Genomic DNA, 25,450 nt, shown 5'->3' on the forward strand with positions numbered 1-25,450 from the left:
CACATCCCCGCGACGCCCGGGGACGGATCAGCGCGGTCAGCGGCACTTTCTTGGCGGCTCGGTGAGCGAGCACTTACCATCAAGGGCATGGTTCGTCTCCCGCTCAGTCCCGCCCAGGTCGAAGCCGGGCGTCGGCTGGGTCGGCGGCTGCGGACAGCTCGGGGCGATCGGGAACTCAACGAGGTAGCCGGGCGGGCAGGCATCTCTCCTGAAACGCTGCGCAAGATCGAGTCCGGGCGCATGCCCTCCCCCGCATTCGGCACCATCGTCGGCCTCGCCGAAGCACTCACGATCCCGCTCGCCGAGCTGGCCGAGGTCTACCGCGCCGAGCAGATCGCCGAATCCGCCTGAGCTGCTCCGGTTCGCGCTCGCTGATGGCGAGGCGCTGGAACCCTCGAAATACCGACTACCGGCGATGCATCGATTCTTCGTTGTCGTATCCCAGGGTGACGTCGTGGGTGATCTCGCCGCGGGTGACTGCCACCTGGCTTGCCACCGGTGGGTACCCGCGCGCGACGACCGTGTACTCCCCCTCGGGCAGGTCGGGCACGAGGTAGCGGCCTTTGTCGTCGGTGCGGGTGGTGGCAGCCGGGTCGCCGCTGGAATCCAGGACGGTGATCTCGACATCCGCGACCGGGCGGTCGCCGTCGACCCAGGCCGAACCCGTCAGGATCGCCATCGGTTCCAGATCGATATCGCGGTGCAGTGAGCCGGTTTCGGGCACGGTCAGGGCGACAGCTGTGGGGCGCATGTGGTCGGCCACCGCGACCAGGGTGTAGGTACCGCTGACGACATCACGGCAGACGTAGGTACCGTCCTCGCCGGTGATCGCCGCCCCGACCACCTCCCCCTCGGGATCGGTCAGGGTCACCGTCGCACCCCACAGTGGTTCCCCGCGCCGCGCCGAACGCACCACGCCGGTGAGCTCACCCGCCCCGGTGAGCATCAGGTCGACGTGCTGGGCCCGCTCCCCGATCGACACGCTCACCGCCTCGGGTTGATGCCCAGCGGCGGCCGCGATGAGGACATAGTTGCCCGGTCGTGGTGCCTCGATCATGTAGGCGCCGTCGGCGTCGCCGTTGCCGCGCGCCACCTGGTGACCGTGCTGATCGATCAGCGTGAGCGTCGCCGAGGGAACCGGGCGGGCATCGTCACGGCGCAGCAGACCCGCGATCACCCGGCCCGTCGCGCCCGGCCGCAGTTTGCCCGCCATCTCGTGCGCGTCATAGAGGCTCACGTCCCGTAGCTGGGCACCCTCGTCGGCCTCGTCGGGAACCGGATCCTCTTGCAGCGGAATCTCTTTCATGAACACCAGGACCAGGCAGGCGACGATCGCCAGATCGGCGGCCAGCAGGAACACGGTGTGCATCGAGTCGGTGAAACCCTCGAGGATCGGAATCCGCAGGTGGTCGGGCAGGGCGGCGATGCCGCTGGTGTCGCTCTGCAAAGCCTCGAGCCGGGCGGCGTCGAAACCCGGTGGGAGGGTTCCGCCGAACGCGCCCAGGATGGAACCGGGCAGGCGATCGAACAGCACGGTGAGGAAGACCGCGACGCCGAGGGTGCCGCCGAGTTGCCGGAAGAACGTGGCCGCCGCCGTCGACACACCCATCTCGGTGCGCCCGACCGCGTTCTGCGCGGCGATCACCAGTGTCTGCATGCAGCCGCCCAGCCCGAAACCCATGATCGCGCTGTAGGCAAGCGGCTGCCACAGCGGACCGTCGTAGGTGATACGGGCGAACAATCCGCAACCGATGGCCAGGATCAGTGCGCCGAGCACGGGCAGCACCTTGTAGCGCCCGCTGGCCTTGGTGATCAGGCCCGACAGCTGGGCGCCGACCATGATGCCCAGCACCAGTGGCAGCATCAGCAGCCCCGCCTCGGTGGGCGAGAAACCGCGCACCACCTGCAGGTATTGCGGAACCATTGTGATGGCCCCGAACATGGCGACACCGATGAGGAATCCGCCGAGAATGGCGACGCTGAAGGTGGAACTGCGGAACAACCGCAGCGGGATCAGCGCGGCGTCCTTCATCAGGAACTCGACGATCACGAACACCAGCAGCCCGCCCGCGCAGACGCCGTAGCAGAGCAGCGATTTCGGAGACGTCCAGCCCCACAGCCTGCCCTGCTCGGCGACGATCAGCAGCGGCACCACCCCGACGACCAGCGCCAACGCGCCGAACCAGTCGATCCGGCTGCGCTGCCTGGTATGGCCGACGTTGAGCACCCGCCACACCACCAGGAAAGCGAGCAGACCCACCGGCACGTTCACCAGGAACACCCAGCGCCAGCCCTCGATACCACCGAGGCTCTCGTAATCGGACAGGAACCCGCCGACCACCGGGCCGAGCACCGTCGCGATGCCGAAGACCATGAGGAAATAGCCCTGGTAGCGGACCCGTTCGCGGGCGGGCACGATGTCACCGACGATGGTGAACGCCAACGACATCAGCCCGCCGGCACCGAGGCCCTGGAACGCGCGGCACCCGGCCAGTTGGTACATGGTCTGGGCGAAGCAGCAGGCCGCCGAACCGACGACGAACAGCGCGATCGCCACCAGATAGAACGGTTTACGCCCGTAGATGTCGGCGAGTTTGCCGTAGAGCGGCGTGGTGACGGTCGCGGTGATGAGGTATGCCGTTGTCGCCCAGGCCTGTTCGTCGAAGCCGTCGAGACTGTTCGCGATCCGCACGATCGCGACACTGACGATGTTCTGATCGAGTGCGGCCAGGAACACCCCGAGTAGTAGGCCGGACAGAATGGTGAGTGTCTGGCGGTGCGTGAGGCGTGGTTCGGCGACGACGGTATCGGTCATGGAAAAGCCCTGGTTCTGATCGGCTGGCTGGTGGGTGTCGATCATTCGGCCCACGCAAGGGCCGACAACCCCGCTGCGAGGAAAACTTTGCGCCGCGGGTGGAACTCTTCATGCGCTGGTGGCCAGAGCTTACCCACGTCGGATTCGCGGCCCTCACCGAGGGATCAAGTTACCGTTCATTTCGCGCCGAAACGGTAGGCGGCGGCTATCAGCTCCGCCAGTCGTGGATCGTGAGCTTCGTCGAGAGAATGCACCACTACCAGGTGATTCCAGCGCGCACAGCCCACCTGTGTCACCCGGTAGACCGGTGCGTGCGCCATTTCCCGGTCGAGCGCGAGCATGATCTGCACGGTGCCTTCGGGATTCTTTCCGGTGACGTTGTAGAGCCACACCCACGCGAACTTCCGTGCGACGGCGAAAACGATCTGCGAGGCCACCGACACCTCGACCGGACCATTGCTCGCGATCAATTCGCGCAGTACTGCGAAGATCTCACGCGAATGCGGTTTGCCCGAAAAGTACGCCTCGACCGATTCGCTCATCGCGGTACGACCGGGGTCGCGGTGGTGAGCCGGTCGGCGAGGGTGGACAGGATCTCCGAACAGCCCGCCGGAATGCGCACGGCGGCCAGGTCGTCGGCGCGGGTTGCGCCGCGGTTCACGATCACCACCGGCACACCGTTTTTCGCGGCGCGGCGGACGAATCGCAGACCGGACATCACGGTCAGTGACGATCCCGCCACCAGCAGCGCCTCGGCGTCGTCGACGAGCGCGAAGGCCGCCGCCACCCGCTCGGCGGGGACGGTTTCACCGAAGTAGACGATGTCGGGTTTGAGCATGCCGCCGCACCGGGCGCAGTCGAGCATCAGGAAGCGGTCGGTGTCGGTGACGACCGCGTCCGCGTCGGGCGCGACCTCGATACCGCCGCCGTGCGAAACCTCGTCGGCGAAACCGGGATTGGCCGCCTCCAATTGCTCGGCCAGCGTCATGCGGGAGATCACCGCGGCGCAGCGCAGGCAGCACACGCGGGCGTACGTGCCGTGCAGGTCGATGACCCGGCGAGCACCTGCTTTCGTGTGCAGCAGGTCGACGTTCTGGGTGATCACAGCCGACACCACGCCCGCGTGTTCCAGCCGGGCCAGCGCGCGGTGGCCCGGATTCGGGCGGGCGGCGTCCATCCGCCGCCAGCCGATGTGGTTGCGGGCCCAGTACCGCTGCCGGAAGGCGGCGTCGCCGACGAACTGCTGATAGGTCATCGGATTGCGGGGTGGTGAGTCGGGGCCGCGGTAGTCGGGGATGCCGCTGTCGGTGCTCAAACCCGCACCGGACACCACCACGACGCGGCGTCCGGCCAGCAGCTCGGCCGCACGCTCCACCAGGTCCCGGGTGGGCTCGCCCATGAAGTCATGGTACGAGTGGGCGGGCGCGGGGCGGCACGCCGGTGGAGTTGCGTGGCGAGCCGGTGCGGCGACATGATGACTCATCTGCCCGGCGATGTCAGAGGAAACTGGTGTCCGACAACGACGAACACGGCCGAAGCGCGCTCAACGGCGCGGTCGACGGGACCATTGTCGCCGTCCGCCGCATGTTCTATGTCCTCGGCGACGAGGTCGACCGCTCCGAGGGCCCGATCGAGTTCACCTTCCACAACGGTGCCACCCTGTTGCTCGATTCCGGGGTGGACGGCTCGGAACTGCGGATCCGGTCGGCGCCGTGGCGTGACCCGTTCGAACCGCTCGTCGACCCGGTCAATATCGAATACGTCGCCGAATCGGGCAAATACACCGCATTCGATGTCACCGACGAGGAACCTTACAGCGCCTTCACCGGCCGCCGCGTCGACGCCGTCTCGGTCGTACCTCTGCCCGACGGCCGCCCCCGCGCCGCGACCCTGTACCTCGGTGAGGCCGTGGTGAAAGCGGAAACGGTGGCCGACGAGGTGATCGTCACCCTGATTCCCGCATGATGGGCTTCGCCCACCGCATGCGCCGATTGTTCGGCACCGGAACGGATTCCGCGCCGACCGTGTTCGAGACGACGCCGTTGCGGCCGGAGTTCGCCGGCGAGCACCTGCCGGGGAACCGGGTATGGGACGGCACACACGTCGCCTATCTCGACGAGCGAGCGCGCCTGCGGTTCCGGCTCCACGCTCGCGACGGGCTGCTCCACACCGCCGACGGCGCCCTGTTCGACACCACGGCGGCCAGTACCCTGTGGTCACCGGAGGGCGGCCGGGCGATCTTCGTCATGGACGCCGCGGGCACGCTGTACTCCTCGCCCCAGCACCTGCTCGGCCGGTTCCACCATTCGAGTTTCCTGGCCGGTGAACCGGTGGCCGCCGCCGGGGAGATCGTGGCGCGGCAGGGCCGGGTGTTACTGGTGTCGGATCACAGCACCCACTACCGACCCCCGCGACGCTTCACCCGGCAGGTTCCGTTCGCCTTGCGTGCCCAGGGCATCGAAGCCGGCGACCTGCCTCTCGAAATGCGTTCGCAGGAACCGTGATCGGCGGGCTCAGTGCCCCGACGCCAGTTCCGCCATCACCCTGTCGGTGAGCTTGTCGATGACGGCACCGCGGATCTGGTGGCTCTCGTTGGCCAGCGCCGTGGTGGTGCACATCCCGAACGCGCCCTCGGCGTCGTAGAGCACGGCCGCGCCCGCCGCGATCCCGTCGTCGCTGAGGTGGCCTTCCGCCTCGATACCCATCTCGACGCCGATCGGCATGCGCGAGAACGTGATCGAGACATCGGTATTGATGAAGCCGATGCCGTCGGTGCCCCAGTTGGTGACCAGACTGGTCTGCTCGCCCGTCATCGCGGCGTAGCAGAACGGGGAGGACTCCTCACCGGCGACGACCGGGATGTTGCGCACCCACTTGCGTTTACGGGTGTCGTTCTGGTGCTCGGTCATCCGGATCGACCAGCCGTCGGCATGGCCGTCGCTACCGAACAGGTGCAGGCCCTCCTCGATCGCCGCGCGCGCGTCCGGCGGCGGCAGCGGCCGCTCCCGGTCGGGCCGCCACACCGCACCGGGCGGCTGCGCCGAGCGCTTCAGCAGCAACGCGCTGCCCCTGGCCACCACCGCGTCGTCCGAGCGCAGGCTGACGGCGACCGCGCGCACGCGCTTGCCGTCACGCACCAGCTCGCTCTCGACGGTCACGGGCACCGCGGGCACCGCGCGGTGCAGGTCGACGGTGAACCGGGCGGGCACGAACTCCTCGGTGCAGTACCGCGCCTCCACCTCCCGCGCCATCAACCCGCACACCGGCGGCCCCGACAGCGTCCTGGGACCCCACAGGCTCAGCGAGAACCTGGTCGGCTCGAACACCGCGCCCGTGCGGGTGAAGTACGCCGGTGAGGTGGTCATGGCGACCCTTTCCGGCCAGGGTGTTTCCCGGGCTCACCCGCCAAGATTAGAACGCGTTGCAGTTTTACGGCAACCCACTCGCGTTCGCCGTCGATCACGAGACCTGGGCGAGTTCCCCGACCCGAGTTCAGGGTCGGCACCGGATGTCTCCGATACGACGTCGGCCTAACGTCGACAGCACACCCACGAGGAGAACACCATGCGAAAACTCACTGTCGCACTCACGGCCGCGACCGTCTACGCCGTGCTGGCGACCCTGGTGGTGTGCACCACGATCGCCGAAACGATCTTCCTGTACCCGAACTACTTCCACGACATTCCGGCATCGCTGGAGGTGGGCGAGGCATTCACCGCCGTGGTCTCGGTCGGCGATGTGATGCGCCCGCTGGGGATGTTCCTGACCCTGAGCGCTGTGCTCGCCGTGGCTGCCGGTGTGTGGTCGGGGCGCGCCCGCGGCTGGCTGCTCGCGTCGCTGGTGCCGTTCGTCTCGGGGATGTTCCTGCTGTCGATGCTGTACCTGTGGCCGCGCTGGCCGATCCTGTTCGAGGATCGCGCCCTGTACACGGTCGACGAATTGCACCGCACGGTCGCCGAGATCGAGGTCGCGCATGCGGTGCGCATCGCCTGCGGCCTGCTCACCGCGGTCTTGGCCGTCATCGCGGCACTGCGGATCTACCGCGACCGGGTTCTGCTGCAGGCCGCGCAGGCGGACTACTCCAGTTCGCCCTCGGTCTCGAGGTAGATCTGGCGCAGCTTGTCCAGGGTTTCCGGTTCGGGGTGCTCCCAGAGCTTGCGCTCGGCCGCCTCCAGTAGTCGTTCGGCGATACCGTGCAGCGCCCACGGGTTGGACTGCTCCATGAACTTTCGGTTCACATCGTCGAAAACGTAGCTCTCGGAGAGCTTTTCGTACATCCAGTCGGCGACGACATTGGTTGTGGCGTCGTAACCGAACAGGTAGTCGACGGTCGCGGCCATCTCGAAGGCACCCTTGTACCCGTGGCGGCGCATCGCCTCGAGCCAGCGCGGATTCACCACGCGCGCACGGAACACGCGGGTGGTTTCCTCCGAAAGCGTGCGGGTGCGCACCGCGTCGGGGCGGGTGGAGTCGCCGATGTAGGCCTCGGGGTTCTTCCCCGTGAGCGCGCGGACCGTGGCGACCATGCCGCCGTGGTACTGGAAGTAGTCGTCGGAGTCGGCGATGTCGTGCTCGCGGGTGTCGGTGTTCTTGGCCGCCACCGCGATTCGCTTGTATGCGGTGCGCATGTCGTCGGCGGCGGGGGCGCCGTCGAGGTCGCGGCCGTAGGCGTAGCCGCCCCAGATGGTGTACACCTGCGCGAGGTCGTCGTCGGTGCGCCAGCTCTTGGAATCGATGAGCTGCAGCAGGCCCGCGCCGTAGGTGCCCGGCTTGGAACCGAAGATGCGGGTGGTGGCGCGGCGGGCGTCGCCGTGCTCGGCCAGGTCCGCGTCGGCATGGGCGCGAACGTAGTTCGCCTCGGCCGGTTCGTCGAGGGCGGCGACCAGGCGGACGGCGTCGTCGAGCAGGGCGAGGACGTGCGGGAAGGCGTCGCGGAAGAAGCCGGAGATGCGCACCGTGACGTCGATGCGCGGGCGGCCGAGTTCGTCCAGGGAGATCACCTCGAGGGAGGTGACGCGGCGGCTCGCCTCGTCCCACACCGGCCGCACGCCGAGCAACGCGAAGACCTCGGCGATGTCGTCGCCGGAGGTGCGCATGGCCGAGGTGCCCCACACCGACAGCCCGACCGACTTCGGGTACTCGCCGTGATCGGCCAGGTAGCGGGCGAGCAGGGACTCGGCCATGGCCTGACCCGTCTCCCACGCCAGTCGCGACGGGACGGCCTTCGGATCGACGGAGTAGAAGTTGCGGCCGGTCGGCAACACGTTGATGAGACCGCGCAGGGGTGAACCACTCGGTCCCGCGGGGATGAAACCACCGTTGAGGGCGTGTAGTACTCGGGCGATCTCGATGCCGGTCTCGCGCAGGCGCGGCACTACCTCGGTCGCGGCGAACCGCAACACGGTCTTCACCGCCGCAAGACGCCCGCTCACCGCGACACCGCCCGCCGACTCGGGCGCGGACGAATCCTCCACTCCCCCAGCGAGAATCGCGGTGGCGTAGTCGTCGACCAGCGCGTCCACGGCATCCACGGACCAGTCCGTCGCTTGCAAGGCTGCGAGCAGCTCACGGGCGCGGGCTTCCACTACATCCACGCGGGTGCGGGCTTCGTCACCGGCTTCGCTGAGCCCCAGCGCTTCTCGCAGACCGGGCACGTTCTGCTCGCCGCCCCACAGCTGGCGGGCGCGCAGCATGGCCAGCACCAGGTCGAGTTCCATCTCGCCCTCGGGCGCCTGGCCGAGGATGTGCAGGCCGTCGCGGATCTGCACGTCCTTGATCTCGCAGAGCCAGCCGTCGACGTGCAGGAGCATGTCGTCGAAGACGTCCTCGTCGGGGCGTTCGGCCAGGCCGAGGTCGTGGTCCATCTTGGCCGCGCGCATCAGGGTCCAGATCTGCTGGCGGATGGCGGGCAGTTTGGCCGGGTCGAGGGCGGAGATGTTGGCGTGTTCGTCGAGCAGTTGTTCCAGGCGCGAGATGTCGCCGTAGGTTTCGGCGCGGGCCATCGGCGGGATGAGGTGGTCGACGAGGGTGGCGTGGGCGCGGCGCTTGGCCTGGGTGCCCTCACCTGGGTCGTTCACCAGGAACGGGTAGATCAGTGGCAGATCACCCAGGGCGGCGTCGGTGCCACAGGACGCGGACATGCCGAGGGTCTTGCCCGGCAACCATTCCAGGTTGCCGTGCTTGCCGAGGTGCACCATCGCGTCGGCACCGAAACCGTCGGCCGACGACAGCCACCGGTAGGCCGCCAGGTAGTGGTGGCTCGGGGGCAGATCGGGGTCGTGATAGATGGCCACGGGGTTCTCGCCGAAGCCACGAGGCGGCTGCACCATCAGCACCACATTGCCGAAACGCAGTGCGGCGATGACGATCTCGCCCTTCGGGTCGGCCGACCGGTCCACATACAGTTCGCCGGGCGGCGGGCCCCATGCCTCGACCACGGCTTCGCGCAGGTCGGCGGGCAGCGACTCGAACCAGCGGGTGTAGACGGTGGCGCCGATGCGGATCGGATTGCCCTCGAGCTGTTCGGCGCTGAGCCAGTCCGGATCCTGGCCGCCCGCCGCGATCAGGGCGTGGATCAGGGCGTCACCGTCGCCCTCGGCTAGGCCGGGAATCTCGTCGATGTCACCGAGGTCGTAACCGGCCGAACGCATTTCGGTGAGCAACCGGATAGCGCTCGCCGGGGTGTCGAGGCCGACGGCGTTGCCGATGCGGGCGTGCTTGGTCGGGTAGGCCGACAGCATGAGCGCGATCCGCTTGTCGCCGTTGGGAATATGACACAGGCGCGCGTGACGCACCGCGATCCCGGCGACGCGGGCGGCGCGTTCGGGATCGGGGACGTAGGTGGACAGACCGTCCTCGTCGAACTCCTTGAACGAGAACGGCACCGTGATGATGCGCCCGTCGAACTCCGGGACAGCCACCTGGGTGGCGACATCGAGCGGGGACAGGCCGTCGTCGTTGGCCTCCCACTGGGCGCGCGGGCTGGTCAGGCACAGGCCCTGCAGGATCGGCACGTCGAGGGCGGCCAGCGCGGCCACGTCCCAGGCCTCGTCGTCACCACCGGCCGACGCGGTGGCGGGCTTGCTGCCGCCCGCGGCGAGCACGGTGACCACCAGGGCGTCGGCCCGGCCGAGGAGGGTGAGCAGTTCCGGTTCGGCGGTCCGCAGCGACGCCGCGTAGACGGGCAGGGCGCGGGCGCCTTTGGCTTCGATGGCGGTGCACAGGGCGTCGACGTAGCCGGTGTTGCCCGCCAGGTGCTGGGCGCGGTAGTAGACGACGGCGACCGTGGGGGCGTGGGGTTCCAGGATGCGCGCCGAGCGTTCGAGCTCACCCCAGGTGGGCAGCTGGACCGGCGGTTCGAATCCGTGACCGGTGAGCAACACCGTGTCGGAGAGGAAGTTGTGGAGCTGGCGCAGGTTGTCGGCGCCGCCCGCGGCGAGATAGTTGTGGGCGTCGGCGGCGACACCGACCGGCACGGTGGAACATTCCATCAGTTCCGCGTCGGGTGCGATCTCGCCGCCGAGGGCGACCATCGGAATACCGCTGGCCCGCACCGCGTCCAGGCCCTCTTCCCAGGCACGTTTGCCGCCGAGGATGCGCACGATCACCAGGTCGACGCCGTCGAGCAGCTGCCCGAGATCCTCGACCAGCAGCCGGGCCGGGTTGCCCCACCGGTACTCGGCGCCGCTCGCCCGGGCGCTCAGCAGGTCGGTGTCGGAGGTGGACAGCAGCAGGATCACAGGGTGAGACCTTCCTCGGGTTGACGCGCCCATCGGGTTGCGGTGCTCGCCGGAGAGGGTCTGGCTGTTCACAGTGGCGCGACCGCACCGGATTTCCACCGGTTTCCTCGACGCCCGCCGAGCAAGTCGATGGTACTGGCCCGGACGCGCCCGCAACTTTCCAGCCCGCGTCCGGGGGTCGCTCAGGCGGCTTCAGCGCGGTCCGCGAGTTTGAGCCAGACCACGCCCGCGATCACCACGGCGAGCCAGAACGCTTTGAGCGGGGTGAGCGTTTCCTCGAAGAACACCGGTCCGAGCAGAGCGGCGCCGACCGCCCCGATACCCGCCCAGACGGCATAGCCGATCCCCACGTCGATCGTTTTCAGCGCGACGCTGAGGGCGAAGAGGGTGAGGAGGAAGAAGACGATCGCCACCAGCGACCAGGTGAGCACGGTGAAACCGTGGCTGCCGCCGACGGCGAGCGCATAGCCGACTTCGAAGGCGCCTGCGAGCAGCAGGACGAGCCAGGCGGTGGCGGGAGTGCGGTTGATCATTGTTCGGCCTTTCGGTGAGAAATGGATGCGGACGAGGTTGCTCAGGCGCCACTGCTGAGCTGCAGGCCGACGACACCGCCGATGACGATCACGATGCCGATCGCCTTTCGCCAGTCGACTCGTTGGCCGAAGAGCACCGCTCCGAGGACAACGATCCCGACGCCGGCCAGGGAGGTCCAGATCGCGTATCCGGCGCCGATATCGAAGGTGAGCAGCGCCAGGCTCAGGAAGTAGGTCGCGATTGCGCCGCTGGCCAGCGTGGCGACGGTCCATCGAATGTCGGTGAAACCCTTCGCTTTTCCGGCTGCCAGGGCGACGGCGATCTCGAAGACGACGGCGATGGCGAGGTAGAGCCAGTTCACGATATTGCCCTTCTATGGTTGTACATACATATATATGCCGAGCGGAAGACCCTCCCGGCATGCCAGGTCAGGTCAGGAGCGTTCGCGTCCCGCTCGACGCGCGAGCAGCGCATCGAACATCGGCGACAGCTCTTCGGCGTCGTCGAGCAGGCGTTCCAGCTGGAGTTGGAAGGGTTCGCGCGCGTCCCTGACGAGCGCCTCCCCCTCCTCGGTGATCACGGCGTACACACCGCGTCCGTCCTCCGAACACAAGTCCCGCCGCGTGAACCCTCTTGCCTCGAGCCGCCCCAGCAATCGAGTCACCGAACTCTGATTCAATCCGATCCGATGGGCCAGCTCGCTGACCCGGATCTCCTTGTCCGGTGCGGCGGCGAGCTGCCGGAGCGCGTGGTACTCGGTGAGCCCGATGCCGTGGTGCAGCGTGAGCCATTTACCGAGGCCCGAGTCGACGGTCGCGACGAGAGCGGAAGCACGAAACCAGTCGTCGACCGGGTCGGCTCCCCGTTCCGTAAGTCCATGCTTGTGCATGCACTTAACCTAGCAGTGAACCTGCCGGGCCACAACCCGGCAGGTCGAGCGGTCAAGGGGCCGGTTCGCAGGGCATGGCGAGGGTGCGGAGGTCGCCGTCGTCGGCGGAGCGGATGTGGGCGGGGAGGTCGGGGGCCGACAGGTCGAGCATGATGTCGGGACCGATCGCGCCCGCGATCGCCGGGTAGAGGGTGGTCACGGCGAAATGGATGGTCATCGGGGGGCCGGAGACCGTTGCACGCAGCTCGGTATGTGGGTTCGGCTGCGTGCTGTGCTGGGTCGACGCGTCCCGGCTCGGTACCGAGATCGTGACCGTGTCCGGGGAACCGAATCGCAGAGTCACGATCGGAGAGTCCGCGCGTTCCAGTGTTTCCAGGAGGTGCGCGCGGTCGAGGACAGCTCTGGTCGGGGTCGAGGGCAGGGCTGCCAGCATGCGGCGGTAGTCGGGGAATTCCTCGGGCGAGCGGCGGCAGCGCTGGCTCGCCGCTGAATCCTCGGTGGCAGTGCGGAATTCGATGGAATCGGGCGTGGGACGCAAGACCACGCTGTGTCGACGGCGCAGCCAGGAGGTGGTGGCACGCAGTTCGGCGGCATCGATGGTCGCGGACCACTCCGCCGTCACCGAGGACATCGGGCGCAGGGTTCGCGAGGCCAACCGGTAGCGGTCGGTGGCGGTGAGGATCAGTTCGTCGGGCCGGGCTTCGAACAGGATGGTGTCGAGCACGGGCAGGGCCGGATCGGTGAGGGTCGCCGTGGAGACCTGGTCGATGGCTGCCGCGAGCGCCGGTCCGCCGATGCGCACGGCCTGATCGGGTTCGGTTCCGGGCGCCGCACCGTGGCCGCTTCGGTCCGGCAACGATCGGGGGTCCGCGCCGAGCGCGCGGTGAGCGGCAGCGGCTGCCGCGTCGAACTCCCTGCGGCGGCAGTGCATTTCGGCGAGGTGCGCGTCGAGGAGGTCGGCGGCCCTGGCGGGGTCGGATTCGGCGAGCACCGCCGCGACCGTCGGCAACGGCATGTCGACGGCGCGCAGGTGACGGATCAGGCAGGCGGGGCCGGCCTGGTCGGGGGTGTAGTAGCGGTAGCCGGTGTCCTCGTCCACCAGGGCGGGAACGAGGACTCCGGCGTCGGCGTAGAAGCGCAGGGCGCTGGCGTTCAGACCGCAGGTGCGGGCGAACGCTCCGATGGTGATCAGTTCGGTGTCAGGCACCGGCTCATGATCGGGGTTGCAGCGACTCGAAGGTCAAGACGAACCGTTGCGCGTGCCCGCGGCGACCATCTCGGGCGAACCCGTGCCCAGGTGGCGATAGACGTTGGCGATGACCAACTGGCCGAGGGCGTTGTTGCCGTAGCCGCCGATCACCGCGCCGATCCCCGCGGGGATGAGGGTGCCGAACAGCAGCAGCCCGCGTTTGACCAGGTAGTTGACGATGAACCGTTTGGCGGGCCCGTCGGGCATGCTCGACAGACCCGGGATGTGGTCGGTGACGACACCGAGCCACTGCCCCTTCGTATGACCTGCCGTCTGTTCGAGGACCTTCGTGCCCGACTCGCCGAGCACCACCTTCGACACCAACCGCTGCTGGCGCGGATCCTCGGGCGCGATGCCGTACGCCGCGGCGGCGCCCACCGAGAACACCGAGGAGGCTTCTACGAAGACGGCGGTGTCCACACCGGTGGCGGCCAGGCCGATCAGCGTGCCGATGCCGGGTACGGCGGCGGTGAGCCCCACCGTCACGCCGCTGGCGGTGACGACAACGAGGTACTGGCGCGACAGCCGCTGCACGAGTTCCACCGGTGAATCGTCGGGGTGCCTGCTCCCAAGCCAGTCGACATAACGCTGCACCACCGGTGCTTGCGCATGGGCGACCTTGTCGAGCGCGGGAACTACACGCTTGTCCACGAATTCACGCAGCATGCGGTTGACCTCTCCTGTCGGCACTGCTCCGGCGGCGATCCGCCACTCACACTAGGCGGATACCGTTTCCTTCCGGTGCGCAAACACGAGCACGTCGCGAGGGACCACCGATGAGTTCGGCGGGGATGTCCCGTCTCTTCCTCTGAAACAGCAGCTCACCGGAGAAGGATGTCGCCCATGTCGAACAACCCGCAGAGCACCGGCCGCAGAGTCGTGGCGGAGGTCACCGTGTCGCTGGACGGATACAGCGGCACCGGTCCCGACGACGACATGAGCTGGTGCATGGACTACATCACCAGCCCGCAGACCGAGATCTCCTACGAGGGGATCTGGCGCGGCGCCGACACCGTCGTCCTCGGGCGAACCAATTGGGAAGGGTTCACCGCGGTCTGGCCGGGCATCACCGCCGACCCCGCCAGCTCCGCCCGCACCCGTGAGCTGGGCGAATGGCTCGCGAAGGTCGAGAAGGTCGTCTTCACCACCACCCTCGACCAGTCCGACCTGGACAAGGCCGCGTGGTCCAACGCAAGAATCGGTCGCGACCCGGAAGCCGACGTGCGCGCGCTCAAAGCGGCCCCCGGACGCGACATCCTGATCACCAACAGCGCCAGCATCATTCAGTGTCTACTGCGCGCCGACCTGGTCGACGACCTCTACCTCGCCATCGTCCCCACCACCCTCGGCGGCGGCCTGCGCCTGCTCCCCGACAACTACGCGTCGACCTGGCGCCTCGCCGCCGCGACCACCCTCCCCGACTCGGGCGCCGTGTCGGTGCACTACACCCGGCCCTGACGCCGGATCGCTCCCGGCGGTGGTCGTAGGCTGGGGAATCATGACCAGGAGCGCTCCCGATTCTTGCCCAGGGGTTCTGCGGCTGCACGAGGCCGCCGACGGGCCGTTGGCGCGGATCCGGGTGCCCGGCGGACGACTGGAATCCGGGCAGGTGCAGGTACTCGCGGAGGCCGCGCACGACCTGGGCAACGGGAGCCTCGAGCTGACCTCCCGCGGCAATGTGCAGTTGCGCCGGGTACGGGACGCGAACGAACTGGCCGCCCGGCTGGCCACAGCGGGCCTGCTGCCGAGCCGCACGCACGAGCGAGTCCGCAATATCGTCGCCTCACCGTTGTCCGGGGGGGTGGGTGGATTTGCCGATGTACACGGGCTGGCCACCGACCTGGATGTGGGCTTGCAGGCCGATGCCGCGCTGGCGGACCTGCCCGGCCGGGTTCTGTTCACCCTTGACAACGGTCGCGGTGACGTGAGCACTCTGCGCGGCGATATCGGGATCCAGGCCGTCGGCGACGAGTTCGCGTTGCTGCTCGCCGGGACCGACACCGGCATCCGCGTCACTCCCGACGAGGCCGTCACGGTCATGCTCGACGCCGCCCGCGGATTCCTCGACCTGCGTGCGGAATCCGGGCAGTGGCGGTTGCACGAGATCCCCGGCGGTGTCGAGAAGGTCACCGAGACCCTGGACCGCTCCCACGCCGGTGCGCGTCTGGAACTCGGTGCGACACATGACATTCCGATCGGCTGGCTCGAACAGGACAACGGCCTGATCGCCCTCGGCGCGGGTGTTCCGCTCGGCACACTGCCCGCGCGGGTCGCCGAATTCCTGGCCGCCGTCGAACGCCCCGTGTTCCTCACGCCGTGGCGCAGTGTGGTGCTACCCGACCTGGAGGAGGGCCCCGCGGAAACGGTGGTGCGGGTGCTGGCGCCGATGGGCTTGATCTTCGACGCCGGCTCCCCGTGGTTACAGGTGAGCGCCTGCGCGGGCCGCCCCGGCTGCGCCAAGTCCCACACCGACGTCCGCACCGACCTCACCGAAGCCATCGAAACCGGGCGCGTGCTCGGCGACGAACCATCCGACCCGACCGAGGGGCGTCCCGCGACAGTCGAGCCTGGCCGCGATGCCGAGCGCACCCTTCCCGCCGACGCGGCGGACCGTGCCGAGTCCGGCCTCGATGCCGCCGACGTGGTGGCGACCGGCCGTCAACACTGGTCCGGCTGCGAACGCCGCTGTGGCCGCCCGACCGGACCTGTCACCGATGTCGTCGCAACCGAAGGCGGGTACCGGATCAACAGACCGGACTAGGTGAGGTCGGCGTTGCCCTCGATCACTTTCAGCAGGTAGTGGAACTTGCTGATCCGCCAGCCTGCGGCGGTGCGGCGGGCGGCCAGGGCGTAGCTGCCGATGAAAGTGCGGGTCTTGCCGTTGGCTGCGGAGTTGTTCACGTGGACGGCGATGGAGTCGGCGTGGGCGGTGGCCTCGTCGCCGTGGATGTCGATGAGGTGGTTGCCCGACTGGTGGTGGACGGCGTCGAGGGAGTCCAGGCCCGCCTTCCAGTCGGCGGCGATGTCTTCGGCCGGCCGGATCGAGACACCGCCGCCGAAGCCGCCGTCGAAGTCGACCTCGTCGGTGAAGACCTCGGTGACCAGATCGTCCCAGCGCTTCTGATCGCAGTACACGAACATTCGGGTGATCGTCTCGGTGATCGCCAGAGTGTCTGCGAGAGTGTTCGATTCGGTCATGCAGGCGAGCTTAGAACGCCGTCCGCGCAGGTGCATCCCGCGCGAAAACCGTTCGACTCCGTGATCGGGACGGCCCTACGCTGGCCTCCTCGAAACGAGGGGGTTCCCATGTCCACACTGCGAGTGACGGCCGAGCGGCTGGTCGTCGTCCCACACCCGAACGCCGACCGGCTGGAGCTGGCCCAGGTCGGGCTGTACCGGGCCGTCGTTGCCAAGGGACAGTTCGTCACCGGCGACCACGCCGTCTACATCCCGGAACAGGCGGTCGTTCCGGACCCGCTGATCGTCGAGCTGGGTCTCACCGGCAAATTGGCCGGGGCGCAACGCAATCGGGTGAAGGCGGTGCGGTTGCGCGGTGAGGTGTCCCAGGGCATCGTCTGCACGCCGAGCGCGCTGTCGGGCACGGATCTCGCGGCGGCGGCCGAGGCGCGCACCGACTTCGCCGCCGAGCTCGGCGTGACCAAATGGGTGCCGCCGGTGCCGGTTTCGATGTCGGGACAAGTGGAACCCGCACCGGACCTGCTGCGCTGGATCGATGTGGAGAACATCAAGCGGTTCCCCGATATCTTCACCGAGGGCGAGCCGGTGGTGGCGACGGAGAAGATCCACGGCACCGCTTTTCTGCTCACCCATCTGCGTGCCGAGGATCGGGTCCTGGTGTCGTCCAAGGGCATCGGTGGCCGGTCGCAGGCACTGATCCGCACCGAGGGCAACCTGTACTGGCGGGCGGTGCACAGCCATCGGCTCGACGAGGCCGCCCGCAAGCTCGCCCATGCCCTCGACGCCGACCGGGTCGGACTCTTCGGTGAGGTGTTCGGGGCCGGGGTGCAGGACCTGCACTACGGTGCGTCGGCCGCGCAGGACGACACGCTCGGTTTCGCCCTGTTCGACCTCGCGGTCGAGCAGGCGGGGGCGCCGGTGCGTTGGCTCGACCACCACGAGATCGGCTCGCTGCTCGGCGAACTCGGCCTCGAGATACCGCGCGTACCGGTCCTGTACGAAGGCCCCTACGACGCGGAGTTGTTGCTGAAGCTGGCCGAGGGCACCGAGACCGTCAGCGGGACGGGCGGCAATATCCGCGAGGGGCTGGTAGTTCGTGCCGCGAGCGAGCGGTACTCGCCCGTGCTCGGCGGCCGTGCCATCGGCAAGATCGTCTCCGACGCGTACCTGCTGCGCGATGGCGGCACCGAGTTCGAATGACCGGGTCGGCCGGGAACCCAGCCTCCCCGGCCGGCTCAGGGTCGGGGTTCGCGGGGTGTGTGCAGTTCGAGGACGCAGCACTTCACGCCGCCACCACCTTTGCGCAGCTCGGACATGTCGACCGGGACCGGTTCGAAACCCCGCTCGCGCAGGGCGGCGATCAGCCCGGTCGCGCCCGGGTCGAGGAAGACGTGGCGGCCGTCGCTCACCCCGTTGAGGCCGAAGGACAGGGCATCGGCCTCGGTGGCCAGGATCGCATCCGGGTAATGGACGGCCAGGGCCTCGCGGGCCTGCGGACTGAAGGCCCCTGGGTAATAGGCGATGGTGGTCTCGTCGAGGCACGTCAGCGCGGTGTCGAGGTGATAGAAGCGCGGATCGATCAGCTCGAGCGACAGCACGGGCAGGCCGAAGAACCGTTCGGCCTCGGCGTGGGCGGCCGCCGTGCAGCGGAATCCCGTGCCGGCCAGGATCCGATCGCCCGCGAACGCGAAATCGCCCTCCCCCTCGTTGGTTTCGGCCGCCACCGCCAGCTCGCGTAGCTCCCGCGCCGCGAACCAGCGGTGAAACGCCGGGCCCTCCGGTTGCCGCTCGGGATGGGCGAAGCGGGCCGACAACGCACGCCCGCCGATCACGATCGCACTGTTGGCGGCGAACACCATGTCGGGCAGGCCCGGCTCACCCGGCACGGTCTCCACCGAATGTCCGTGCTGTTCGAGCAGTGCGCGCAGGATCTCCCACTGCGACAGCGCCCGCGCGCGGTCCACCGGCGCTGCCGGATCCATCCACGGATTGATCGCGTAGGTGACCTCGAAATGGTCGGGTCGGCACATCACGAAGCGGCGCGGGGTGGCCACCCGCGCCGGAGTCGAGGAGGGAAGGGGAAGGACGGCGGTCATCAGGACTCCCGGTGGCTGCGCGGCGCGAATCGACGTCTCGACGGTAAATGTCGCCACGTTGCGCGGGGAACACCGATCCATTGCACGTATCGATGGGAAAATGGTGATCCATTGCGTGAGAGGATCCCCATGGACGACATCGACCGCCGCATTCTCGCCGCCCTGCTGAAAAACGCACGTGCCACCTTCGGCGAGATCGGCTCGATCGTCGGATTGTCGGCGCCCGCGGTGAAGCGGCGGGTGGACAAGATGGTGGCGGGTGGGCAGATCACCGGATTCACCGCCCTGGTCAATCCGGTCGCCCTCGGCTGGACCACCGAGGCGTACGTGGAGGTGTACTACCGCGACAACATCTCCCCCGCCGAACTGCGCCGGACACTGGAACCGATCCCGCAGGTCGTCGGAGTGTGCACCATCGCGGGCGAAGCCGACGCGCTGGTGCACGTGATGGCCACCGACATGGCCGAGATCGAGGTGACCGTGGAGCGGATCAGGGAGAACGCGCGCGTCGGGCGCACCAGGAGTTCGCTGGTGATGTCGCGCATCCTCGAGCGCCCGCGCACCTGAGCCGACCGCGCCGAACACCACGTCGCGGCCAGGTTCTAGGGTTGTGCGCATGTCCGACGTGCGCACCAGCTACCTCACCGACGGGGCCGAGATCTATCGGCGCTCGTTCGCGACCATCCGCGCCGAAGCCGACCTCGCCGGTTTTCCCGCCGATGTCGAGCGCGTGGTGGTGCGGATGATCCACGGGTGCGGACAGGTCGACCTGGCGGGCGACATCGCCTACACCCCCGGTGTGGTCGCGGCCGCGCGCGCCGCGTTGCGGGCGGGCAAACCGATCATCTGCGACGCCAATATGGTCGCCTCGGGTGTCACCCGTAAGCGGCTGCCCGCCGACAACCCGGTGCTGTGCAACCTCACCGATCCGCGCGTGCCCGAGCTGGCCGCGAGCATGGGCAACACCCGTTCGGTCGCCGCGCTCGAACTGCTGCGCGCCGAACTCGACGGCGCGGTGGTCGCCATCGGCAACGCCCCGACCGCGCTGTTCCACCTGCTCGACATGCTCGACGCAGGCGCACCGCGACCCGCCGCGATCATCGGCATCCCCGTCGGTTTCATCGGCGCGGCCGAATCCAAGCAGGCGCTGATCGACTTCGGTGGCGTCGAATATCTGACCGTGCGCGGCAGGCGGGGCGGCAGCGCCATCACCGCGTCGGCGCTGAACGCGATTGCGAGCGAACAGGAATGAGCGGCACACTCTGGGGCATCGGCCTCGGCCCCGGCGATCCCGAACTGGTGACGGTGAAAGCGGCCCGGCTCATCGGCGCCGCCGACGTGGTGGCCTTCCACAGCGCCAGGCACGGGCGCAGCATCTCCCGGGGCATCGCCGAGCCGTACATGCGTCCGGGTCAGATCGAAGAGCACCTCGTCTACCCCGTGACCACCGAGACCACCGACCACCCCGGCGGGTACCAGGGCGCGATCGACGAGTTCTACGAGCAGGCCGCGACCCGGCTGGCCGCCCACCTCGCCGCCGGACGCGATGTCGCCCTGCTCGCGGCCGGTGACCCGCTGTTCTACTCCTCGTACATGCACATGCACCGCCGCCTGGCCGACCGGTTCAACGCCGAGATCGTCCCCGGCATCACCTCGGTGAGCGCGGCCTCGGCGGCACTCGGCACGCCCCTGGTGGAAGGCGAGCAGGTTCTCACGGTGCTGCCCGGCACCATGCCCGTCGACGAACTCACCGAGCGGCTGCGCGAGACCGACGCCGCCGCGATCATGAAGCTGGGCCGCACCTTCCCCGGTGTGCGCCGGGCGCTCGCCGACGCCGGTCGCCTCGACGACGCCTACTACGTCGAACGCGCGAGCAGCACCCGCCAGCGGGTACTCGCGGCCGCCGATGTCGACGAGGCCGATGTGCCCTACTTCTCGATCACGCTGGTTCCCGGACCCACCCCGACCACCGGGGTCGCGGCCCTCGTCGGCGGACAGCACCGCGGGGCACCGACGAACACGTCGGAGCCGACGACCAGCAATGCTGCGGACGGTGAATCGGCAGGTGCCGCAGGCGAAGTCGTGGTCGTCGGCCTCGGTCCCGGCGCTGCGGACTGGACCACCCCGGAGGTCACTGCCGCCTTGGACGAGGCGACCGATCTCGTCGGCTACACCACCTACATCAACCGTGTCCCCGAGCGGGCCGGCCAGCGCAGGCACGCCAGCGACAACAAGGTCGAGTCGGAGCGCGCCGCGATGGCACTCGATCTGGCCAAGCGTGGTGCGCGGGTCGCCGTGGTGTCCTCCGGTGATCCGGGGGTGTTCGCGATGGCCTCGGCGGTGCTCGAGGTATCGGCCGAACCGCAGTTCAAGGATGTGCGGGTGCGGGTGTTGCCGGGGCTGACGGCGGCCAACGCGGTGGCGAGCCGGGTGGGCGCGCCGCTGGGCCACGACTACGCGATGATCTCGCTCTCCGATCGGCTCAAGCCGTGGGAGGTTGTGGCGCAACGCCTTTCGGCCGTCGCGGCGGCCGATATGGCGATCGCGATCTACAACCCGGCCTCCACGCAGCGACGTTGGCAGGTGGGCGCGATGCGCGACATCCTGCTGACCCATCGTGACCCGGAGACGCCGGTGGTGCTCGGTCGCGATGTCGGTGGCCCGACGGAATCGGTGCGGGTGGTGACCCTCGCCGACCTGAACCCCGACGAGGTCGACATGCGCACGCTGCTCATCATCGGCGCCTCCACCACGACGGCCTTCGACACGCCTGAGGGGACCCGCGTTTTCACGGCGCGCCGCTACGAGAACGCCTAGACGCACGACACGCCGCGACACGGGCAACCTTGGCGCGACCCCCACACTGGCCTAACATTCCACATAGGAATGTAGTTCGAAGGGAGTTGACCGTTGACCGACACCGCGACCCGCCGCCGCCCACTGAACTCCACCGCGGCTTCGCTGCTGGGGTTCCTGCACGAGGGTCCGATGTCGGGCTGGGACCTGGCGACTCTCGCCCAGCAACGCATCGGCGACTTCTGGACCATCACCCAGAGCCAGGTCTACCGCGAACTCGCCACGATGGACACCGCGGGCCTGGTGACCAAGGGTGAACGGGGTGCGCGAGAGCGCATTCCCTACCGGATCACCGACACCGGGCGGGAGGCGTTCGCCGAATGGATCGCCCGCGATCCCGGTGCCGAGACGATCCGGGTGCCGTTGCTGCTCACCCTGTCGTTCGGCGAACATCTCGATCCCACGCACCGCGACCGGATCATCACCGCCAACCGCAACATTCACCAGGACCGGCTCGACCGCTATCTCGACGAGGACGCGACCGCTCTGGCGCCGCATCAGCGCGCCACTCTCGAATTCGGGATCGCCTACGAGCGCGCGGTGCTGCAGTGGTTCGACCAGCTGCCCGCCGTCTTTGCCGGGCAACCGCCGCGCTGAGCTCAGGAAACGCTGTGCGCGGTCGCGAGCCGCAACCAGTCGAGGGCGGCGCCGACCTCCTCGACGACGTTCGCGCCCGCAGGCAGGGGTGGGCGTTCGATCATGACGACCGGCACGCCGGCCGTGCGCGCCGCGGCGATCTTCGCCTCGGTCTGCGCACCGCCACTGTTCTTGGTGACCAGGACGTCGATGCGATGACGCGACATCAGCACCAGTTCCTCGTCGAAGGTGAACGGCCCACGCGCGAGCAGCAATTCGTAGCGCGGTGGCAGCGGGGCGGTCGGCGCGTCGATCGATCGGATGACGAAACGCTGCCTGCGACAGTCCTCGAAGGCGCCGACACCTTGGCGGCCGATGGTGAGCAGCACATTCTCGCCCCGGTCGGCCAGGGCGGAGGCTGCCCCGGCGAGATCGGGTACCCGCGTCCACAGATCGCCCCGGCGCGGCACCCATTCGGGGCGGCGCAGGTGCAGCGCGGGCAGGCCGAGGTCGGCTGCCGCGGTCGCCGCATGGGTACTGACCTGGGCCGCGAAGGGGTGGGTGGCATCCACGACGGCATCGATACGGTTCTCGCGTAGCCAGGTTCGGAGGCCCTCGACACCACCGAATCCGCCGATGCGCACCGGACCGACCGGCAATCGCGGGTTGGCGACACGTCCCGCCAGCGAGGAGACGATGTCGACTCCACGCTCACCGGACGCCAGGTTCGCCAGCTCACGAGCCTCGCCCGTACCGCCGAGGATCAGAACTCTCAGGACTGCCCGCTGACGTCGTCCCGGTCAGGGGTGGTCGACCTGGTGCACCGCATACAACTCCGTCCATCGAAATCGAGGCTCCGAGTTTTGCCCGGGCCGCGCCCGACCATACCCCCGTTGAGGAAGTGTTACACCTTCGGCGCATAACTTTCTGGATGAGCTTGCAGATGCACTCACCGTTCCGCCGTGATCTGACCGTGATCTGACCGTGATCGGCACAGTGTCGACATGGACGGTTGACCAGCACGTTCGCCACCCACGCCCGGGTCGGCGATGCGGGCGCACCGGCGAGCCGACACCGGTTTCGAGTCCGGTAGCCACACTGGGCGATTGCCCAGCATCTCGATGCCATCGAAGACATACGCCGCGTGCGAGCGATGTTCGGCCGGTGGCGCGCGAGACCACGTGTGGACTGAACAGTCGCATCGGCCTGTTACCCGAAAAGGAGCAAATTCGGGGCGCACACCCCGGCACATCGTTATGCGAGACGACGGGTGACTCGTCAGGAATTTGCGCGCGGTTTGACGACGATCCACTGCGCGACGGGAAGCTGCGGCCGCCACGCCGTGAACCCGCCGAGCGGTTCACCTCGGTAGATCTGGAATTTGCGCAGGGTGCCACCGTGGCGCGCGCACCAGGCCAGCAGCAGCGTTTCCGACTCCGCGGTCACCGCATTGGCCACCAGGCGGCCGCCGGGCCGCAGGCGTTGCCAGCAGGCGTCGAAAACGCCGTCCTGGGTGAGTCCGCCGCCCAGGAAGATCGCGTCGGGCGCCGGGGAGTCGGTGCGGGTGTCGGGGAACGCGCCGCGCACCGCGATGCCGGGCACACCGAGCGCGTGCGCGTTGGTGGCGATCTGATCGCGACGGGCGGGCAGGCGTTCATAGGTGACCGCGCGGCACGCCGGGTGGGTACGGCACCATTCGATCGCGATGGTGCCCGAACCGCCGCCGACATCCCACAGCAGTTCGCCGGGTGCCGGGGCGAGGGCGCTGACGGTGAGTGCGCGGACCTCGGCTTTGGTGAGCTGGCCGTCGCCGGTGAACGAATCGTCGCGCAGGCCGGGCATTCTCGTGCGGCGCGGGTGATGCGGGTCGGCCACGCAGTCGACGGCACAGAGGTTGAGCGGGTCACCCGGGGGCTGCTGCCAGCCGTCGGCCGTGCCGGTACGCAGGCATTCGTTCTCGCCGCCGAGCTGTTCGAGCACGGTGAGCGTGGAGGCACCGAAACCGTTGTCGCGCAGCAGTTTCGCCAGCGCGGCCGGGGTCGATTCGTTCTCGCTCAGGACGAGAATTCGACGGCGGTCGGCCAGTTCCGGCAGCACCGTGGTGAGCGGTCGGGCGACCACACTCACCACCGGGGTCTCGGCCAGCGGCCAGCCGAGCCGGGCGCACGCCAGCGACGCCGACGACGGTTGCGGGTACACGTCGAGCGCGCCGGGTCCGACGATGCGGGCCAGGGTGGCACCGATGCCGTAGAACATGGGATCGCCGCTGGCGAGCACGGTGAGCCGCCGACCGCTGTGGTGCGCAAGCAGTTCCGGGAGAGCGGGCAGCAGGGGTGTCGGCCACGGGATTCGCTCGAACTTCCCGTCCGGTACCAGCGCCAGCTGTCGCGGCGACCCGAACACCACTTCGCTGTCCTCGACTGCCGCTTTGGCCCGCTCCCCCAGGCCACCCCACCCGTCCGCGCCGATACCCACCACGCGGATCGGGACACCCGACCACGCCGCACTAGTCATCGGGGTACCCCACCCGTCTGCGAGCGGACTGTCGTTGTCGCACGCAGAGCAGTGTCGATGCGCTCACGCCGGGCCGTCGGGACGGCAGCCACCGCGACATACGGCGCCGAACCGGGACGCGCACGCCGCGCCATCGAAGCCGAGGTCATCGCAGCGTCCGGCGCCGAAGCGACACGCGCGCAGCGGACCATCGGGGCGGCAATCACCGTGGCATCCGGCGCCAGATGGACCGCGGCAGAAGGCGCATCACGAAGAAGGCCAGCGCTAGGCGGCCGGGGACGGCGACTCGGGTGGCGCCCTTGTTCAGGGCGCGGACGACGGCGTCGGCGACCTGGTCGGGGGTGCTGGACATGGGCGCGGGGTCCATGCCCTCGGTCATCCGGCCGATGACGAAACCCGATCGGACCAGCAGCAACTGGACACCAGTTCCGTGCAGGGCGTCACCGAGGCCGCTGGCGAAACCGTCCAGGCCCGCCTTCGCCGAACCGTAGACGTAGTTCGCCCGCCGGACCCGTACGCCCGCGATAGAACTGAAGACGACGATCTGGCCACTGCCCTGTGCGCGCATCAGATTCGCGAGGGTGGTGAGAACGCTGACCTGGGCGACGTAGTCGGTGTGTACGACAGCGACGGCGTGGTCGGGGTCGCGTTCGGCGCGGGCTTGGTCGCCGAGAACGCCGAATGCCAGGACGGCCGTGCCGATTCCACCGTGTTCGGCGGCGATCTTCTCGAGCAGCGTGGCGTGCGTCGCGGTGTCGTCGGCGTCGAATTCGACCGTGTGCACCGCGGTCGCCCCGGCCGCGCGTACCTGCTCGACTTCGGCGGCCAGCGCATCGGAGCGGCGGGCGGCGAGGATCACCACCCGGCCCGGCGCCAGCCTGCGCGCCACTTCCAGCCCGATCTCACTGCGCCCACCCAGAACCAGGACCGGGCCCCGGTTCGCCTGCTGCTCTCCCATGCGCACAGTGTGTCATCCCGGGTTCC

26 protein-coding genes are annotated in these 25,450 nt (G+C 68.8%); 11 read left to right on the plus strand and 15 right to left on the minus strand.

The genetic code is table 11. From position 1 onward, the window contains the following. Positions 1-87: 87 nt before the first annotated feature. Entirely contained in the window at positions 88-351 is a 264-nt protein-coding gene (locus HYG95_RS02680; RefSeq protein ID WP_181696390.1) for a helix-turn-helix domain-containing protein, read from the plus strand. A 55-nt stretch (positions 352-406) separates the two neighbouring features. On the opposite strand, the gene HYG95_RS02685 is transcribed toward HYG95_RS02680, so the two are convergent. From HYG95_RS02685 to HYG95_RS02695, 3 genes are all read right to left on the minus strand, one after another. Next, entirely contained in the window at positions 407-2,815 is a 2,409-nt protein-coding gene (locus HYG95_RS02685) for an MFS transporter (RefSeq protein WP_181696391.1), read from the minus strand. A gap of 176 nt (positions 2,816-2,991) precedes the next feature. Next, on the minus strand, positions 2,992-3,357 hold the full coding sequence (locus tag HYG95_RS02690; protein ID WP_181696392.1) for a DUF5655 domain-containing protein: 366 nt from the start codon (positions 3,355-3,357) through the stop codon (positions 2,992-2,994). Next, a complete protein-coding gene (locus tag HYG95_RS02695) occupies positions 3,354-4,214 on the minus strand; it encodes an NAD-dependent protein deacetylase (protein ID WP_181696393.1) in 861 nt (286 codons plus the stop codon). Before HYG95_RS02695 ends, HYG95_RS02690 begins: the two co-directional genes overlap by 4 nt. A gap of 110 nt (positions 4,215-4,324) precedes the next feature. Between HYG95_RS02695 and HYG95_RS02700 the strand changes: the two genes are divergently transcribed. After that, positions 4,325-4,780 (plus strand): hypothetical protein, encoded by a 456-nt coding sequence (locus HYG95_RS02700; RefSeq protein ID WP_181696394.1) that lies wholly within the window; start codon positions 4,325-4,327, stop codon positions 4,778-4,780. Beyond that, positions 4,777-5,319, plus strand: a complete 543-nt coding sequence (locus HYG95_RS02705; protein WP_181696395.1) for a hypothetical protein — start codon at positions 4,777-4,779, stop codon at positions 5,317-5,319. Before HYG95_RS02700 ends, HYG95_RS02705 begins: the two co-directional genes overlap by 4 nt. A gap of 9 nt (positions 5,320-5,328) precedes the next feature. Here HYG95_RS02705 and HYG95_RS02710 read toward each other — a convergent pair whose 3' ends face one another. Continuing rightward, positions 5,329-6,180 (minus strand): acyl-CoA thioesterase domain-containing protein, encoded by an 852-nt coding sequence (locus tag HYG95_RS02710; RefSeq protein ID WP_255494931.1) that lies wholly within the window; start codon positions 6,178-6,180, stop codon positions 5,329-5,331. Between the two features lie 199 nt (positions 6,181-6,379). On the opposite strand from HYG95_RS02710, the gene HYG95_RS02715 reads away from it, so the two are divergent. Continuing rightward, the gene (locus tag HYG95_RS02715; protein ID WP_181696396.1) at positions 6,380-6,922 is read left to right on the plus strand and encodes a hypothetical protein; all 543 of its coding nucleotides are present in this window, start codon (positions 6,380-6,382) and stop codon (positions 6,920-6,922) included. On the opposite strand, the gene cobN is transcribed toward HYG95_RS02715, so the two are convergent. The 6 genes from cobN to HYG95_RS02745 all read right to left on the minus strand — a co-directional run bounded on the left by cobN (position 6,892) and on the right by HYG95_RS02745 (position 13,916). Beyond that, the gene (gene cobN / locus HYG95_RS02720) at positions 6,892-10,554 is read right to left on the minus strand and encodes a cobaltochelatase subunit CobN (RefSeq protein WP_181696397.1); all 3,663 of its coding nucleotides are present in this window, start codon (positions 10,552-10,554) and stop codon (positions 6,892-6,894) included. The two genes, HYG95_RS02715 and cobN, sit on opposite strands and share 31 nt — an antisense overlap. A gap of 182 nt (positions 10,555-10,736) precedes the next feature. After that, positions 10,737-11,087 carry a multidrug efflux SMR transporter gene (locus HYG95_RS02725; RefSeq protein ID WP_181696398.1) on the minus strand — a complete coding sequence of 117 codons (351 nt, stop codon included), beginning with the start codon at positions 11,085-11,087 and terminating at the stop codon, positions 10,737-10,739. A 41-nt stretch (positions 11,088-11,128) separates the two neighbouring features. Then, the gene (locus HYG95_RS02730; RefSeq protein WP_181696399.1) at positions 11,129-11,449 is read right to left on the minus strand and encodes a multidrug efflux SMR transporter; all 321 of its coding nucleotides are present in this window, start codon (positions 11,447-11,449) and stop codon (positions 11,129-11,131) included. Positions 11,450-11,521: 72 nt separating this feature from the next. Then, on the minus strand, positions 11,522-11,977 hold the full coding sequence (locus tag HYG95_RS02735; protein ID WP_181696400.1) for a MarR family transcriptional regulator: 456 nt from the start codon (positions 11,975-11,977) through the stop codon (positions 11,522-11,524). A 52-nt stretch (positions 11,978-12,029) separates the two neighbouring features. Continuing rightward, positions 12,030-13,184, minus strand: coding sequence for a MerR family transcriptional regulator (locus HYG95_RS02740; protein ID WP_181696401.1), 1,155 nt, complete (start codon positions 13,182-13,184; stop codon positions 12,030-12,032). A gap of 33 nt (positions 13,185-13,217) precedes the next feature. Beyond that, entirely contained in the window at positions 13,218-13,916 is a 699-nt protein-coding gene (locus tag HYG95_RS02745) for a hypothetical protein (protein WP_370465654.1), read from the minus strand. Between the two features lie 153 nt (positions 13,917-14,069). Here HYG95_RS02745 and HYG95_RS02750 point away from each other — a divergent pair, with 153 nt between their 5' ends. Continuing rightward, entirely contained in the window at positions 14,070-14,684 is a 615-nt protein-coding gene (locus HYG95_RS02750; protein ID WP_220138935.1) for a dihydrofolate reductase family protein, read from the plus strand. 40 nt (positions 14,685-14,724) lie between these two features. Beyond that, a complete protein-coding gene (gene cobG, locus HYG95_RS02755) occupies positions 14,725-15,987 on the plus strand; it encodes a precorrin-3B synthase (RefSeq protein WP_181696403.1) in 1,263 nt (420 codons plus the stop codon). On the opposite strand, the gene HYG95_RS02760 is transcribed toward cobG, so the two are convergent. Continuing rightward, a complete protein-coding gene (locus HYG95_RS02760; RefSeq protein WP_181696404.1) occupies positions 15,984-16,424 on the minus strand; it encodes a nuclear transport factor 2 family protein in 441 nt (146 codons plus the stop codon). The genes cobG and HYG95_RS02760 overlap by 4 nt on opposite strands. A 108-nt stretch (positions 16,425-16,532) precedes the next feature. Between HYG95_RS02760 and HYG95_RS02765 the strand changes: the two genes are divergently transcribed. Beyond that, positions 16,533-17,624 carry an RNA ligase (ATP) gene (locus HYG95_RS02765; protein WP_181696405.1) on the plus strand — a complete coding sequence of 364 codons (1,092 nt, stop codon included), beginning with the start codon at positions 16,533-16,535 and terminating at the stop codon, positions 17,622-17,624. A 35-nt stretch (positions 17,625-17,659) separates the two neighbouring features. Here HYG95_RS02765 and ddaH read toward each other — a convergent pair whose 3' ends face one another. Then, positions 17,660-18,520 (minus strand): dimethylargininase, encoded by an 861-nt coding sequence (ddaH, locus tag HYG95_RS02770; protein WP_181696406.1) that lies wholly within the window; start codon positions 18,518-18,520, stop codon positions 17,660-17,662. A gap of 129 nt (positions 18,521-18,649) precedes the next feature. On the opposite strand from ddaH, the gene HYG95_RS02775 reads away from it, so the two are divergent. The 4 genes from HYG95_RS02775 (at position 18,650) to HYG95_RS02790 (ending at position 21,973) form a co-directional block, all read left to right on the plus strand. Further along, positions 18,650-19,087 carry an Lrp/AsnC family transcriptional regulator gene (locus tag HYG95_RS02775; protein ID WP_181696407.1) on the plus strand — a complete coding sequence of 146 codons (438 nt, stop codon included), beginning with the start codon at positions 18,650-18,652 and terminating at the stop codon, positions 19,085-19,087. A gap of 49 nt (positions 19,088-19,136) precedes the next feature. Next, positions 19,137-19,772 (plus strand): precorrin-8X methylmutase, encoded by a 636-nt coding sequence (locus HYG95_RS02780; protein ID WP_067492114.1) that lies wholly within the window; start codon positions 19,137-19,139, stop codon positions 19,770-19,772. Then, complete coding sequence (gene cobJ, locus HYG95_RS02785; RefSeq protein ID WP_181696408.1) at positions 19,769-21,337, plus strand: precorrin-3B C(17)-methyltransferase; 1,569 nt, start codon at positions 19,769-19,771, stop codon at positions 21,335-21,337. The genes HYG95_RS02780 and cobJ overlap by 4 nt, the downstream gene beginning before the upstream one ends. 93 nt (positions 21,338-21,430) lie before the next feature. Next, positions 21,431-21,973: a PadR family transcriptional regulator gene (locus tag HYG95_RS02790; RefSeq protein WP_181696409.1), complete on the plus strand. Its 543-nt coding sequence runs from the start codon at positions 21,431-21,433 to the stop codon at positions 21,971-21,973. A gap of 2 nt (positions 21,974-21,975) precedes the next feature. Here the strand turns inward: HYG95_RS02790 and HYG95_RS02795 are convergent, their stop codons facing one another. From HYG95_RS02795 to HYG95_RS02805, 3 genes are all read right to left on the minus strand, one after another. Then, positions 21,976-22,728: a cobalt-precorrin-6A reductase gene (locus HYG95_RS02795; RefSeq protein WP_181696497.1), complete on the minus strand. Its 753-nt coding sequence runs from the start codon at positions 22,726-22,728 to the stop codon at positions 21,976-21,978. 502 nt (positions 22,729-23,230) lie between these two features. Further along, on the minus strand, positions 23,231-24,466 hold the full coding sequence (cbiE, locus tag HYG95_RS02800; RefSeq protein ID WP_181696410.1) for a precorrin-6y C5,15-methyltransferase (decarboxylating) subunit CbiE: 1,236 nt from the start codon (positions 24,464-24,466) through the stop codon (positions 23,231-23,233). A 202-nt stretch (positions 24,467-24,668) separates the two neighbouring features. Beyond that, the gene (locus HYG95_RS02805; RefSeq protein ID WP_181696411.1) at positions 24,669-25,424 is read right to left on the minus strand and encodes an SDR family NAD(P)-dependent oxidoreductase; all 756 of its coding nucleotides are present in this window, start codon (positions 25,422-25,424) and stop codon (positions 24,669-24,671) included. Between the last annotated feature and the right edge of the window lie 26 nt (positions 25,425-25,450).

Origin of the sequence: Nocardia sp. GTS18, from assembly GCF_013839555.1 — a bacterium.
In the GTDB taxonomy this organism is placed as follows: domain Bacteria; phylum Actinomycetota; class Actinomycetes; order Mycobacteriales; family Mycobacteriaceae; genus Nocardia; species Nocardia rosealba.